Source organism: Streptomyces sp. NPDC127108, from assembly GCF_042677545.1.
Classification (GTDB): domain Bacteria; phylum Actinomycetota; class Actinomycetes; order Streptomycetales; family Streptomycetaceae; genus Streptomyces.
In genome coordinates this window covers 82,305-96,687 of record NZ_JBHXTE010000019.1, presented here as the reverse complement: position 1 = coordinate 96,687, position 14,383 = coordinate 82,305, and the positions used below count along the sequence as shown (strand labels likewise).

Sequence of the window (14,383 nt, the reverse complement as noted above, 5' to 3'; positions counted from 1 at the left end):
ATCCGGATCGCCGGACACACCGGAACGTGATCCAACAGGGTTGTCCCCATGGTCAGTTCAGCCCACGAGGGCTTACACCGCATCTTCCAGGAGCGGCCGGAGATCCTCGCCCCCGTCTTCCGAGTACTGGGCCTCCCCTTCCCCGAGAAGGTGACCCTGGACGCGCTCACCCCTGACGTGACGGAGACCAGGCCGCTGGAACGCCGCATCGACACCGTGCTGCGCATCGGCCCGTCCGACGGGGACGACTTCCTGCTCGCCGTCGAGGCACAGGGGGCACGAAAACCCGACAAGGAGTCGAGCTGGCCGTACTACGTCGCCCACCTCCAGGCCAAGTACCGCCTGCCGGTACTGCTGCTCGTGGTCTGCCAGGACCTGGCCACGGCCAAGTGGGCGGCCAGCCCCTTCGACTGCGCAGTCCGGGGCTGGACCACTCAGCGCACGCACCCGCTGGTCGTCGGCCCCGACAACCTGCCGGTGATCACCGATTCGAGGACGGCGGCGGAGAACCCCGCGATGGCGGCTTTCTCCGCGCTGGCACACGCCCGCAGCCGCCGCATCGACGCCATACTGGAAGCACTCGGCCGTGGCCTTCAACAGCAGGACCCGATGGCCGCCGACTACTTCTACGAGTTCCTGGACATCAACCTGCGGGGGACCGCAGCCGGAGACAAATGGAGGGAAATCTTGAGCTTCGTGAGCTACTTCCCCGGGCGCGGCACGGTCCGTGAGACGGCCTACCTCGAAGGCAAGGCCGAGGGCAAAGCCGAGGGCGAGATCAAGGGCAAGGCTGAGGCTCGCGCCTCCATGATCCTGCGCGCCCTGGAGGTGCGCGGCGTCGACGTTCCCGGGGACGTCCGGGAGCACATCGCCGCCTGCACAGACCCGTACACCCTCAGTCTCTGGTTCGACAAGGCACTCGTCGTCACCACCGTGGAGGAGCTCTTCGCCGGGCCCCCCGCCCCCTCGACGGGCACATCCGACGCGAGCTGAGCGCCCCCCATCGGCAAGCGGCCCGGGACCGGACCAGGTCCCGGGCCGCCGTGCACCCTCAGGACGACGCGTTGCCCGTGAGCAGCAGGACCAGGAACACCACTATGCCGAGCGCCTCCAGGATCGGCTCCGCGAGGAGGACCACTGCGGTCGTCAGGGCCGCGGCCAGTGTCGCCGTCAGCGCGAGGGTGCGCTGCGGGCTTCGGGGGGCCGGGGGCGCGTACCAGTGGGGGCGGTCGGGCGGAGCGGGGTGGCTGGTCATGGGTCCAGCCAAGCCGTCGGGACGTGTGTGTGGCACCGTGCGGGTACTCAGGGCGAAGGCCCCGCACCTGCGTGTTCGTACTCAGGCGTCACAGCGGCCCGCCGCCGTCCCCGCGGTGATGCGGCACACTGGATGTTTGGCCTAGCGAAAGGGCACCCCCTGGTGAACGGACCGCTCATCGTCCAGTCGGACAAGACTCTGCTTCTTGAGGTCGACCACGACCGGGCCGACGCCTGTCGCCGCGCGATCGCCCCGTTCGCGGAGCTGGAGCGCGCGCCCGAGCACATCCACACGTACCGCGTCACGCCCCTCGGCCTGTGGAACGCGCGGGCCGCCGGGCACGACGCCGAGCAGGTCGTGGACGCCCTGGTCGAGTTCTCCCGGTATCCCGTGCCGCACGCGCTGCTCGTGGACGTGGCCGAGACCATGGCGCGGTACGGGCGCCTCACGCTCAGCAAGCACCCCGTGCACGGGCTTGTTCTGACCAGCACGGACCGGCCGGTTCTTGAGGAGATCCTGCGGTCGAAGAAGGTCCAGCCGCTCGTCGGCGCCCGGATCGACCCCGACACCGTCGCCGTGCACCCCTCCGAGCGCGGCCAGATCAAGCAGACGCTCCTCAAGCTGGGCTGGCCCGCCGAGGACCTCGCGGGGTACGTCGACGGCGAGGCCCACAAGATCGACCTGCGCGAGGACGGCTGGGCCCTGCGCCCCTACCAGCGCCAGGCCGTCGAGGGCTTCTGGCACGGCGGCAGCGGCGTCGTCGTGCTGCCCTGCGGCGCCGGCAAGACGCTGGTCGGGGCCGGTGCCATGGCCGAGGCCAAGGCCACGACCCTCATCCTCGTCACGAACACCGTCTCCGCCCGGCAGTGGAAGCACGAGCTGGTCAAGCGGACATCGCTGACCGAGGACGAGATCGGCGAGTACAGCGGGACGAAGAAGGAGATCCGGCCCGTCACCATCGCCACCTATCAGGTGCTGACGACGCGGCGGAAGGGCGTCTATCCGCATCTGGAGCTCTTCGACTCCCGGGACTGGGGGCTCATCGTCTACGACGAGGTGCATCTGCTGCCCGCGCCCGTCTTCAAGTTCACCGCCGACCTCCAGGCGCGGCGACGGCTCGGTCTCACGGCGACGCTCGTCCGTGAGGACGGGCGGGAGTCCGACGTCTTCTCGCTCATCGGGCCCAAGCGGTTCGACGCCCCGTGGAAGGAGATCGAGGCGCAGGGGTACATCGCGCCCGCCGACTGCGTCGAGGTGCGCGTCAATCTGACGGACAGCGAGCGGCTCGCCTACGCCACCGCCGAGGCCGAGGAGAAGTACCGCTTCTGCGCGACCACCGCGACCAAGCGGAAGGTCACCGAGGCGTTGGTGCGCAAGCACCAGGGGCAGCAGACGCTGGTCATCGGGCAGTACATCGACCAGCTCGACGAGCTGGGTGAGCATCTGGACGCGCCCGTCATCAAGGGTGAGACCACCAACGCCCAGCGCGAGAAGCTCTTCGACGCCTTCCGGCAGGGGGAGATCTCCGTGCTCGTCGTCTCGAAGGTCGCGAACTTCTCGATCGATCTTCCGGAAGCGACCGTCGCCATTCAGGTGTCGGGGACGTTCGGGTCCCGGCAGGAGGAGGCACAGCGGCTCGGGCGGGTGCTGCGGCCCAAGTCCGACGGGCACGAGGCCCGCTTCTACTCCGTCGTCGCGCGGGACACCATCGACCAGGACTTCGCCGCGCATCGGCAGCGGTTCCTGGCGGAGCAGGGGTACGCGTACCGGATCCTGGACGCGGACGCGGTGCTTGCCGAGGACTAGGCAGGGGGCGGGACGTACGGCTGCGGTAGGAGGCTCAGCGGCGGCGGACGCCCGCCTCCTCCGCGTACTCCCCGAGCACGGCCACGCCGAACGCCGCCGTCATGAACACCTTCGCGGCGCGCAGGGTGGCGCCGACGCGGTGCGGGCGGTGGGTGTCGGAGAGGGCCGTCGCGCCGGGGGCCGGGCGGGGTCCGGGGATCTTCGGGGCGGACAGGGACGCGGGGGTGAAGGTTGCGCTGCTCATGTATCCATGGTCGGTTCCGCGGGGCGCGCGCACATCGGCCTGCGGGGGTAACCGTCGGCGTCCGCCGGTAGGACTCGGGGGTCACGGGCGGCCTCCGCCGGTAGGACCAGCGGGGGCCTGCCCGTACGCCTCGGGAGGGACCCTCGGGGACGCCGTCCCTCAGGGTTTTCTCGGGGGTGCGTCAGGGTTTGCCACCCCCGGCATCCGACGGCCCCCGCCCCACGGGACGCCCCCGGCGCCCCGGCCCCCTCCTCGCGGAAAAACCGTTTGGCCCGCCCCACCCCCGTAACTAGGATTTCCCCTTCCCGCCTCCCGCCCAGTGGAGCGCCGCCGCCCGGCCGGAAACCGGCGGCCCTGAGCCACGCACCGAGCACACCCCGCACCCGCCGCCGGAGGCCCCCCGTGAACGCCGCGCCCTCAGACCCCCTTGCCCGCGAACAGGCGCACCTGACCGCCTCCCGTGCCGCGCTGCGCGCCATGCGCGAGGACGCGGAGTCGCTGGACATCCGGGACGTGACGACGAACTGGGTCAACGCCCAGGTCCTCCAGGGCCAGATCGACGAGCGCATCAAGGCCCTGGCCGACCTCTCGCACACGCCGCTGTTCTTCGGCAGGCTGGACTTCCTGCACGCTCCCGGGGCCGATCAGGCCGAGGGGGCGGACGGGGAGCAGTTCTACATCGGGCGGCGGCATGTGCACGACGCCGAGGGCGACCCGATGGTCATCGACTGGCGCGCGCCCGTCTCGCAGCCGTTCTACCGCGCGTCGAAGAAGGACCCGCTGGACGTCGGCCTGCGCCGCCGGTTCGGTTACACCGGCGGTGACCTCACGGCGTACGAGGACGAGCACCTGACGGACTCCACCGAGGCCGAGCAGGTCAGCAAGCTGCTCCAGGAGGAGATCGAGCGGCCGCGCGTCGGCCCGATGCGGGACATCGTCGCGACGATCCAGCCGGAGCAGGACGAGATCGTGCGCGGCGGGCTCGGCGGGTCCGTGTGCGTGCAGGGCGGACCCGGCACGGGGAAGACGGCGGTCGGCCTGCACCGGGTCGCGTACCTCCTCTACGCCCACCGGGAGCGGCTCGCCCGCACCGGCACGCTGGTCATCGGGCCGAACCGTTCCTTCCTGCACTACATCGAGCAAGTGCTGCCCGCCCTGGGAGAGTTGGAGGTGCGGCAGGCGACGGTCGCCGACCTCGTCGCGCACGTCGAGGTGCGCGGCACGGACGATCCCGAGGCCGCCCTCGTCAAGGGTGACGCCCGGATGGCGGAGGTGCTGCGGCGGGCGCTGCGGTCGCACGTCACGATGCCGACGGAGGCGATCGTGGTGGTGCGCGGGTCGCGGCGGTGGCGGGTGCCCGTGTACGAATTCGAGGAGATCGTCGGGGAGTTGCTGGCGCGCGACATGCGGTACGGGGCCGCGCGGGAGGCCCTGCCGCAGCGCCTCGCGCACGCCGTGCTCGTGCAGATGGAGCGGTCGGGGGAGGCGCCGGACGACCGGGTGCAGGACGCGGTGGCGCGCAACGCGGCGGTGAAGGCGGCCGTCAAGGCGGTGTGGCCGCAGGTGGATCCGGCGCGGCTCGTGCTGCGGCTGCTCGGCGACGCGGAGTTCCTCGCGGAGCACGCCGAGGGGCTGCTCTCGGAGGCGGAGCAGAAGGCGGTCCTCTGGGCGAAGGCGCCGCGCACGCCGAAGAGCGCCAAGTGGTCGGCGGCGGACGCGGTCCTCATCGACGAGGCGGCGGACCTGGTGGCCCGTACACACTCGCTCGGGCATGTCGTCCTCGACGAGGCGCAGGACCTGTCCCCCATGCAGTACCGGGCCGTCGGACGGCGCTGCACCACCGGGTCCGTGACCGTGCTCGGCGACCTCGCGCAGGGCACCACGCCGTGGGCGACGCCGAGTTGGGGCGAGGCGCTGACCCATCTGGGCAAGTCCGACGCCGTGGTGGAGGAGTTGACGGCCGGTTTCCGCGTGCCGCGCGAGGTGATCGCGTACGCGTCGCGACTCCTTCCCGCCATCGCGCCCGGCCTCGCCGAGGTCAGCTCGGTCCGCCAGTCCCCCGGCTCCCTGTCCGTGCGCCACGTCGACGACCCCGACGCGGCCGCGCTCGCCGCCTGCGCCGAGTCGCTGCGCCACGAGGGGTCCATCGGCCTCATCGCCGCCGACCACCGCGTCCCCGCCCTCGCGGCGGCCCTCGCCGATGCCGGGGTCACCCATCTCTCCCCCGGCGAGGAGACCACCCCCGACACCCGTCTCACGCTCGTCCCCGCGTCCCTGGCCAAGGGCCTCGAATACGACTACGTGGTCCTGGACGAGCCCGCGGCGGTGGTGGCCGCCGAACCCGACGAACGCACCGGCCTGCGCCGCCTGTACGTGGCGTTGACGCGGGCGGTGTCGGGCCTGACGGTGCTGCACTCGACGCCGCTGCCGGGGGTGTTGGCGGACGGGGCCGGGGCTTAGCCCCGTCCGGCGCCCCCACCCACCCGGCCCGGGGTCAGACGGCGTCCAGCGTGCGCCGCCACACGGCGACCGCGTCGGCGGAGACCGGCGCGTCCCACCCGTCGGGCCGGGCCGCGCCGCCGATGTGGAAGGCGTCGAGTCCCGCCGCCCGGAGCTGCGGCACGTGGTCGAGGCGGAGGCCGCCGCCGACGAGGACGCGGGGTTCGTACCCCGGCTCTCCGGAGCGGGCGGCCTCGGCGAGGAGCGTGGGCAGGCCCTCGTCGACGCCGGCGGCGGCACCCGCGGTGAGGTAGGTGTCGAGTCCGGGCAGGTCGGCGAGCTGCTTGCGGAGGGCGTCGCGGTCGGCGGCCCGGTCGATGGCGCGGTGGAACGTCCACCGGCACCCGTCGAGGACCTCCACGACCGCGTCGACGGCGGCGACGTCCGCCCCGCCCGCCTCGTCGAGGAAGCCGAGCACGAACTCGTCGGCCCCCGCGTCCCGCAACTCCCGTGCGCGCCGCGCCAGCGCGTCCACGTCCCCGGCGGCGAACCCGTCGGCGAGCCGCAGCATGACGCGCAGCGCGATGTCGACGGAGGAACGGATCTCCGTGAAGGTCGCGACGGACGGCGTGAGCCCGTCCGCGGCCATGTCGGTGACCAGTTCGAGGCGGTCCGCACCTCCGGCCTGGGCGGCGACCGCGTCCTCGGCGTCGAGGGCGATCACCTCCAGGAGCGCGCGCTTGCTCATGGATGTCTTCCTTCTGGAGTCGGGGCCGGCTGTGGGCTGACGTCGTGCGGAGCGCCGACTACAGAAACACAGGTCTAGTCCAATTACCAGGGTACGCGCAGATCACCCCGGCGCGAATCGAATCGCACCGGGGTGATCAGGCCACGTACCGAGTTGATCAGGCCATGCGGCAGGGCGATCGGTCGTACGACGTCAGCTCAGGGGCTGGAAGCCGCGCAGCCGCAGGCTGTTGCCGACCACGAAGACCGACGAGAAGGCCATCGCGGCGCCCGCGATCATCGGGTTCAGGAGCCCCGCCGCGGCCAGCGGCAGCGCGCCGACGTTGTAGGCGAAGGCCCAGAACAGGTTGGACTTGATGGTGCCGAGGGTGCGGCGCGAGAGCCGGATGGCGTCGGCCGCGGCCCGCAGGTCGCCCCGAACGAGGGTGAGGTCGCCCGCCTCGATGGCCGCGTCCGTGCCCGTGCCCATCGCGAGCCCGAGGTCGGCCTGCGCGAGCGCCGCCGCGTCGTTGACGCCGTCGCCGACCATGGCGACCGAACGCCCCTCGCCCTGCAGCCGCTTGACCACGTCGACCTTGTCCTGCGGAAGCACCTCGGCGATGACGTGCTCCGGCGCGATGCCGACCTCGGCGGCGACGGACGCCGCGACGGCCGCGTTGTCACCGGTGAGCAGGATCGGCGTGAGGCCCAGCTCGCGCAGCCTGCGGATGGCCTCCGGGCTGGTGTCCTTCACGGCGTCGGCGACTTCGAGGACGGCCCGCGCCTCGCCGTCCCAGGCGACCGCGATGGCCGTACGCCCGGCCCGCTCGGCCTCGTCCTTGGCCCGCTTCAGGCCCTCCGGCAGCTCCATGGCCCACTCCGCCAGCAACTGCTCCCGGCCGACCAGGACCGCGTGCCCCTCCACGATCCCCTGCACCCCGAGCCCTGGGACGTTCGCGAAGTCCTCCGGCGTCGGCAGCTCACCGACCCGCTCGGTGGCGCCCGCCGCGACGGCCTGGGCGATCGGGTGCTCCGAGGCGTGCTCCAACGCGCCCGCGAGCCGCAGGACTTCGTCCTCGTCCGTGCCCTCGGCCACGTGCGTGGCGAGCAGCGTCATCCGGCCCGTGGTGACCGTGCCGGTCTTGTCCAGGACGATCGTGTCGAGGCGCCGCGTGGACTCCAGGACCTCCGGGCCCTTGATCAGGATGCCGAGCTGGGCGCCGCGCCCGGTGCCGACCATGAGCGCGGTCGGCGTGGCCAGGCCGAGGGCGCACGGGCAGGCGATGATCAGTACGGCGACGGCGGCCGTGAACGCGGCGGTGAGCCCCGCGCCGTTGCCGAGCCAGAAGCCGAGCGTGGCGACGGCGAGCGCGATGACGACGGGCACGAAGACGCCCGAGATGCGGTCGGCGAGGCGCTGGGCCGCGGCCTTGCCGTTCTGCGCGTCCTCGACGAGCCGCGCCATCCGGGCCAGCTGGGTGTCGGCGCCGACGCGGGTGGCCTCGACGACGAGGCGGCCGCCGACGTTCAGGGTGGCGCCGGTGACGGCGTCGCCGGGGGCGACCTCCACGGGCACGGACTCGCCGGTGAGCATGGAGGCGTCGACGGCGGAGGAGCCCTCGACGACGCGACCGTCCGTGGCGATCTTCTCGCCGGGCCGGACGAGGAAGTGGTCACCGGCCTTCAGCTCGCCCACGGGAACGGTCTCCTCGCGACCCTCCCGCACCACGGTGACGTCCTTGGCGCCGAGTTCGAGCAGCGCCTTCAGGGCGGCGCCCGCCTTCCGCTTCGAGCGGGCCTCGAAGTACCGCCCGGCGAGGATGAACGCGGTGACCCCGGCGGCGGCCTCCAGGTAGATGTTCGCGGCGCCGTCGCTGCGCTCGATGGTCAGCTCGAAGGCGTGCGTCATGCCGGGCGTCCCGGCCGAGCCGAAGAACAGCGCCCACAGCGACCACAGGAACGCCGCCGACGTACCGACCGAAATCAGCGTGTCCATCGTGGCCGCGCCGTGCCGGGCGTTGGTGACGGCCGCCTTGTGGAAGGGCCAGGCGGCGTACGTCACGACGGGCGCCGCGAGCGTCAGGGACAGCCACTGCCAGTACTCGAACTGGAGCGCCGGGACCATCGCCATCGCGATGACGGGCACGGAGAGCACGACGGCGGTGATCAGCCGCTCCTTCAGCGGCCGCAGCGCGGCGGCGTCGGCGTCCTCGCCGTCCACCCCGCCTCCGCCCCCGCCGGGCTCCACGCTCGGCGGGGCGGGCTCCTTGGCGGTGTACCCGGTGGCCTCGACGGTGGCGATCAGGTCGGCCACGGCCACGTCGTCGCCGTCGTAGGTGACCTTGGCCTTCTCGGTGGCGTAGTTGACGGTCGCAGCCACCCCGTCCATGCGGTTGAGCTTCTTCTCGATGCGGGCGGCGCAGGAGGCGCAGGTCATGCCGCCGATGGCGAGTTCTATCTGCGCTGTCCGCGCCGTCTCAGTGGTGGCCATGCCAGCTACTCCTCGTGCCGGGTACCCCGGGTCGGTATCGCCTTACGAGTCCATGTATACCCCTGGGGGGTATCAGAACGCAAGGAGATCCCGAGCGGAACCGGGCTTGACTTGATACCCCTAGGGGGTATCGTCGGTGGCATGAACACAGGACTGCGGATCACCGCATACGCCACAGCGGTCGCGGCGGCGTTCGGCGCCGCGTACGCGGTGGGCACGAACGTCGACACCGTGAGCAAGCCGGTGGCGCACAGCGAGAAGAAGGACCATGGCGGCGGGCACGCCGAGCAGGGCGCCGGGCAGGCCGAGAACGCCGAGAACGCCGAGAACGCCGAGAAGAACGCCGCCGTACCAGCCGGGCTGCAGGTCTCCGCCCAGGGGTACGCACTCGACCTCAGGACGCCGCGCGCCAAGGCGGGCGAGCGCACCGACCTGCGCTTCACCGTCCTGAAGGAGTCCTCGGGGGCGCCCCTGAAGACGTACAAGAAGGACCACGGCAAGGAACTGCACCTGATCCTCGCCTCACGGGACCTGACGACCTACCGCCATCTGCACCCCGCGCGCGCCGCCGACGGCACCTGGTCGGTCCCCGCGACGCTGCCGAAGGCCGGGGACTACCGCGTCTTCGCGGACTTCACGCCCCGGGGCGCCGAGCAGAAGGTCACCCTCGGCACGGACCTGGCCGTCACCGGCCCGTACGCCCCCGGGAAACTGCCGCCCGTCACCGCGACGGCCAAGGCCCCCGACGGCTACGAGGTGCGGCTGACCGGCGGGCTGACCCCCGGTAAGCCCCGCGAGGTCACCCTCCGCGTCACCCGCGACGGCAAGCCGGTCACCGACCTCCAGCCCTACCTCGGCGCCTACGGCCACCTCGTCGCGCTGCGCGCCGGCGACCTCGCCTACCTCCACGTCCACCCGAACGGTGAACCGGGCGACGGCACCACGAAGCCGGGCCCCGAGGTGTCCTTCACGGCGACGGCTCCGAGCGCGGGGGCCTACCGCCTGTTCCTGGACTTCCGGCACGAGGGCGAGGTGCGGACGGCGGCGTTCACGGTGCGGGCCGGCGGGGCGGGGCCGCAGGATCCGGGGGCCGGTACGCAGCCGCCCCACGGCCACTGAGCCGCCCGCCCGGCCGCCGCGCCCGCCCGGCCTGCCGGACCTGCCTGACCTCAGCTGAAGATGCTCAACTCCTCCTGCGTCGCCCCCGCCAGCTCGAACTTCGAGTCGGACAGGGGGCGGCCCGCGTAGAGCCGGACCAGCGTCGGGGCGTCCCCGATGTACCGGGCGGGCGGGCGGCTGCCGTCCGTCACGCCCAGGAACAACGGCTCGTCGAAGCCGTCCACGTCCGCGTGCAGGGGCGGAGCCGACGACTGCTTGCTGAACGCGGTGAGCAGCGGCAGCGCGTCGGCGAGGCCGTCGCCTCCGTACGCTCCCGGCAGGCCCCACGCGTCCCGTACGTCGCCCGCGTGCACCCACTCGCCGAGCGCGACGCCGTCGAAGAGGCCCTTCGACGCGGCGATGGCCGCGCCCGCGTTCGTCATGCCGTGCTCCAGCTCGTCCACGATGCGGGAGTTGGGCCAGTGCGCGCGTTCGGCGATGTCCCGGTCGTTGCCCTCGGCGGTGAACACCCCCTCCTCGAAGCGGCTCTCGATCACTCGGCTCAGGGCGGCCGAGCAGTGCGCGAGTACGTCGCGGACCGACCAGCCGGGGCAGCAGGTGGGGGCCGCGAACGCCTCGTCGGCGGCGGAGCGCAGGAGGGGGATGAGGGCGTCCCTCTCCGTGCGCAGGAGCCTGCCCGGCCGGTCGGATTCGTACGCTTCGTCGGGCGTGTTCGCGTCGTCGTACGTCATGGCGGCCAGCCAAGCGGGCGCCGCCCCGAAAGGCAACGTCCAGGCCCGTTTTCCCCTGGCCCGACGGACGGCGCGGCTTGCCCCACCACCCCCCGATCGGCGCTCCGCGCCTCGTCCTCAAACGCCGGACAGGCTCTCTCCCACCCACCCGCCCAAACTCGCACCGGCCTACCCAACAGCCCGGCACCATCAGCCCCGAAACACCTCACCTCACAGCACCCACCCCCACAGCGCCTCTCCGGCCCGCCTCGGCGTAGTTGTTTTCAGCCCGTCCGGCGTTTGAGGACGAGGCGCGGAGCGCCGATTCGGCGGTGCCCCCGTCCCACGGCAGCGGGACACCCACCCCCGGGGTCCAGGGGCGGAGCCCCGGGATCGGGAAGGGGTGGGGTTGGGGAGCCCCCGGCTAAGGTCGGCGCATGGCTGCAGACGACGTAGACGCGCTTCGCGCCCGCTGGCGGGATGCCCTGGTCGGGGCCCGGGGCGCGGGTCCGGGCCCGGACCCGGAGCCGTACGGGGAGAATCTGATCGCCCGGTGGGGCGAGGCGCACCGGCGGTATCACGACCGGGAGCACCTGCTCGCCGTCCTGAACCACATCGACACCCTCCACCCCCACGCGGACACCCCGCACTTGGTGCGGCTGGCAGCCTGGTTCCACGACGCGGTCTACGCCCCGGACCGCTCGGAGAACGAGGAACGCAGCGCCCGCCTCGCGGAACGCGCCCTGCCGGAAGCGGGCCTGACCGAGGAGGCGACCGCGGAGGTGGCCCGCCTGGTCCGCCTCACGACCACCCACGACCCGGCCGAAGGCGACACGAACGGCGAGGTCCTGTGCGACGCGGACCTGGCGATCCTCGCGGCACCCCCGGACGCGTACGCCACGTACGCGGCGGCGGTCCGCGAGGAGTACGCCTTCGTCCCGGACGAGGCGTTCCGCACGGGCCGGGCGGAGGTCCTGCGCCAGCTCCTGGCCCTGCCCCGACTGTTCCGCACGGAGTACGGAGCGACCCACTGGGAGCCCCGGGCCAGGGAAAACATCAGGACGGAGCTGGACCTGCTCACGTAGCCTCGCGCCATGATCTTCAACGGCGGGGAACGCATCGACGAGGCGACGGCACACGCGGCGGCGGCCCTGCGCGCGGTGGCGACGGCGGAGTACGACTGGACGGTCCCCGCGGGCGGCCTGGAGTGGAGCTGCCTGGACACGGCGGAGCACATCGCGGGCGACTTCACGGCGTACGCGACGCAGCTCACCGGCCGCACGGCGGGCACCGGCGCGTACGTCCCTATGGACATGCACTTCGAGGAGGGCACGGACGCGGACGGCGCGGTGCGCGTCGTGGAGGCGACGGCGGGCCTGCTCGCGGCGGTCGTCCGGACGACCCCGCGGGGCGTGCGCGGCTGGCACCCGTACCCGTACGGCACCGCGGACGCGACCGGCTTCGCGGCGATGGGCGTCGCCGAGCTGATCCTGCACACCTACGACGTCCTGCGCGCCTTCGACGTCGCCTACGAACCCCCGGCCGAGCTGTGCGAGGCCCTCCTGGCCCGCCAGTTCGCGAACGTGCCCCCGGCCCACGACGGCGAGGACCACTGGGGCGTCCTGCTGTGGGCCACCGGCCGCGGCACCCGCGCGGGCCACGCCCGCCGGGACCGCTGGCGCTGGCACAATCCGCTGCTGCTCCCCGCGGGGCCCGTCGACCTCGTCGAGGTGTCCCCGGACGCCGCCGCCGACATCGCCGCGGGCGGCACGGGCGGCTTCGACTGGGCCGACGACGACGGCCCGTCCGGGGGCACGCGCGGCGCGGCCGACCGCACCGCGAAGTCGTACGCCGCCGGGACGCACCGCCCCGAGTGGGGCATGTTCGCCGTCGTCCGCACCGAGGACCAGCGCACCGTCGGCGCCATGGGCTTCCACGGCGTCCCCGGCGAGGACGGCTGGGCGGAGGTCGGCTACAGCCTGGTCCCCGCGGCCCGCGGCAACGGCTACGCCACCCAGGCCCTGCGCGCCCTCACCGCCTGGGCCCTCGCCCACCCCGACCACGGCGACGTACGGGGCGTGCGCGCCCTCTCCGACGTCGGCAACACCGCCTCCCACAACGTCCTGACCCGCGCCGGCTTCACGCGCGCGGCCGACCGCGAGGACGAGGCCGTCTTCGAGCACCCGCGCGAGGCCTGACCGCGTCAGTCCGGCTGGTTCGTCCGAGGCGTCGCGAGGCGTCGCGAGGCGTCCGAGGCGGCCCAGGCGGGAATTCCCGCACCTCCGAACACGTTGGCGAAAACCGTGCCCTCTCGCATGCCCATAGCCGTCCACACGCTCGGCGTCGCCGTCTTCGCGCTCGGCACCAGTGAGTTCATGCTGTCGGGCCTGCTGCCCGCCGTCGCCGACGACATGAACGTCTCCGTGCCGCGCGCCGGACTGCTGATCTCCGCGTTCGCCATCGGCATGGTCATCGGCGCCCCGCTGCTCGCCGCCGCGACCCTGCGGCTGCCGCGCCGGGCCACCCTCGTCGCCCTCATCAGCGTCTTCGGCCTCGGCCAGATCGCGGGCGCCCTCGCCCCCTCGTACGCCGTCCTGTTCGCGTCCCGCGTCGTCAGCGCGCTCGCCTGCGCCGGGTTCTGGGCCGTCGGCGCGGCCGTCGCCGTCGCGATGGTGCCGGTGACGCAGCGGGCCCGGGCCATCGCCGTCATGCTCGGCGGCCTCTCCCTCGCCAACGTCCTCGGCGTGCCCGCGGGTGCCTTCCTCGGCGACCACTTCGGGTGGCGGTCGGCCTTCTGGGCGGTCGCGGGGGCCTCGGCGCTCGCCCTCGTCGGCGTCGTCCTGCTCGTCCCGCGCATCGCCCCGCCCGCCGAACAGCCCGTCCTGCGGCGCGAACTCGTCATCTACCGGGACCGGCAGGTGTGGCTCGCCGTCGCCGTCGTCGCGCTCGCCGCCGGTGGGGTCTTCTGCGCGTTCAGCTATCTAGCCCCGCTCCTCACCGACGTCGCGGGGCTCGGCGAGAGCTGGGTGCCGGGGGTGCTCGCGCTGTTCGGGGTGGGGGCGTTGATCGGTACGGCGATCGGGGGGCGGGTCACCGACGGGCGGCTGTTCACCGTTCTGTTCAGCGGGATCGCCGCGTCCACCACGTTCCTGGCCCTGCTCGCCCTGCTCTCCGGCAGCGCTGTCGCTGCCGTATTGCTCGCCTTCCTGCTCGGGGTCTCCGCGTTCTACACCGGGCCCGCGCTCAACGCCCGTGTCTTCGAGGTCGCTGCGGCCGCGCCCACCCTCGCGGGGGCCACGGCGACTGCCTCGTTCAACCTCGGGAACACGGCGGGGCCTTGGCTCGGGGGGACCGTCATCGACGCGGGGTGGGGGTACGAGTCGGCTGCTTGGGCGGGGGCCGGGCTCACCTTGTCGGCTTTGGGGGCTGTCGCGGTGTCGGTTCGGGTGGGGGGCTCTGCCGAGGGCTCCCCGAACCCGCCCCTTCCCGGCTGTAACAATTTGCGGCTCCGCCGCGCGGGGGGCTCTGCCCCCAGACCCCCGCTCCTCAAACGCCGGAGGGGCTGAATCTGCTCCGGCAGGACTGAATCTGCT

At 73.0% G+C, this 14,383-nt stretch carries 12 protein-coding genes; 7 read left to right on the top strand and 5 right to left on the bottom strand.

From position 1 onward, the window contains the following. The first annotated feature begins 48 nt into the window (after positions 1 to 48). Positions 49 to 993, top strand: coding sequence for a hypothetical protein (locus tag ACFVHO_RS17905; RefSeq protein WP_385714963.1), 945 nt, complete (start codon positions 49 to 51; stop codon positions 991 to 993). A gap of 58 nt (positions 994 to 1,051) precedes the next feature. Here ACFVHO_RS17905 and ACFVHO_RS17900 read toward each other — a convergent pair whose 3' ends face one another. Beyond that, the gene (locus ACFVHO_RS17900; RefSeq protein ID WP_385714960.1) at positions 1,052 to 1,255 is read right to left on the bottom strand and encodes a hypothetical protein; all 204 of its coding nucleotides are present in this window, start codon (positions 1,253 to 1,255) and stop codon (positions 1,052 to 1,054) included. A 162-nt stretch (positions 1,256 to 1,417) separates the two neighbouring features. Between ACFVHO_RS17900 and ACFVHO_RS17895 the strand changes: the two genes are divergently transcribed. Next, complete coding sequence (locus tag ACFVHO_RS17895; protein WP_385714957.1) at positions 1,418 to 3,061, top strand: DNA repair helicase XPB; 1,644 nt, start codon at positions 1,418 to 1,420, stop codon at positions 3,059 to 3,061. A gap of 34 nt (positions 3,062 to 3,095) precedes the next feature. Here ACFVHO_RS17895 and ACFVHO_RS17890 read toward each other — a convergent pair whose 3' ends face one another. Then, positions 3,096 to 3,305 (bottom strand): hypothetical protein, encoded by a 210-nt coding sequence (locus ACFVHO_RS17890; protein WP_385714954.1) that lies wholly within the window; start codon positions 3,303 to 3,305, stop codon positions 3,096 to 3,098. 402 nt (positions 3,306 to 3,707) lie between these two features. Here ACFVHO_RS17890 and ACFVHO_RS17885 point away from each other — a divergent pair, with 402 nt between their 5' ends. After that, positions 3,708 to 5,765 (top strand): HelD family protein, encoded by a 2,058-nt coding sequence (locus ACFVHO_RS17885; protein WP_385714951.1) that lies wholly within the window; start codon positions 3,708 to 3,710, stop codon positions 5,763 to 5,765. Positions 5,766 to 5,799: 34 nt separating this feature from the next. Here ACFVHO_RS17885 and ACFVHO_RS17880 read toward each other — a convergent pair whose 3' ends face one another. Both ACFVHO_RS17880 and ACFVHO_RS17875 read right to left on the bottom strand, forming a co-directional pair. Continuing rightward, entirely contained in the window at positions 5,800 to 6,492 is a 693-nt protein-coding gene (locus ACFVHO_RS17880; protein WP_385714949.1) for a copper homeostasis protein CutC, read from the bottom strand. Positions 6,493 to 6,684: 192 nt separating this feature from the next. After that, positions 6,685 to 8,961, bottom strand: coding sequence for a heavy metal translocating P-type ATPase (locus tag ACFVHO_RS17875; protein WP_385714947.1), 2,277 nt, complete (start codon positions 8,959 to 8,961; stop codon positions 6,685 to 6,687). A gap of 141 nt (positions 8,962 to 9,102) precedes the next feature. Here ACFVHO_RS17875 and ACFVHO_RS17870 point away from each other — a divergent pair, with 141 nt between their 5' ends. Beyond that, on the top strand, positions 9,103 to 10,080 hold the full coding sequence (locus ACFVHO_RS17870) for a hypothetical protein (RefSeq protein ID WP_385714945.1): 978 nt from the start codon (positions 9,103 to 9,105) through the stop codon (positions 10,078 to 10,080). 50 nt (positions 10,081 to 10,130) lie between these two features. Here ACFVHO_RS17870 and ACFVHO_RS17865 read toward each other — a convergent pair whose 3' ends face one another. Next, the gene (locus ACFVHO_RS17865) at positions 10,131 to 10,811 is read right to left on the bottom strand and encodes a maleylpyruvate isomerase family mycothiol-dependent enzyme (protein WP_385714943.1); all 681 of its coding nucleotides are present in this window, start codon (positions 10,809 to 10,811) and stop codon (positions 10,131 to 10,133) included. A gap of 416 nt (positions 10,812 to 11,227) precedes the next feature. Between ACFVHO_RS17865 and ACFVHO_RS17860 the strand changes: the two genes are divergently transcribed. The 3 genes from ACFVHO_RS17860 (at position 11,228) to ACFVHO_RS17850 (ending at position 14,356) form a co-directional block, all read left to right on the top strand. Continuing rightward, complete coding sequence (locus ACFVHO_RS17860; RefSeq protein ID WP_385714940.1) at positions 11,228 to 11,875, top strand: hypothetical protein; 648 nt, start codon at positions 11,228 to 11,230, stop codon at positions 11,873 to 11,875. A 9-nt stretch (positions 11,876 to 11,884) separates the two neighbouring features. Next, a complete protein-coding gene (locus ACFVHO_RS17855; protein WP_385714937.1) occupies positions 11,885 to 12,988 on the top strand; it encodes a GNAT family N-acetyltransferase in 1,104 nt (367 codons plus the stop codon). A 117-nt stretch (positions 12,989 to 13,105) separates the two neighbouring features. Further along, a complete protein-coding gene (locus ACFVHO_RS17850; protein WP_385714935.1) occupies positions 13,106 to 14,356 on the top strand; it encodes a Cmx/CmrA family chloramphenicol efflux MFS transporter in 1,251 nt (416 codons plus the stop codon). Positions 14,357 to 14,383 lie beyond the last annotated feature (27 nt).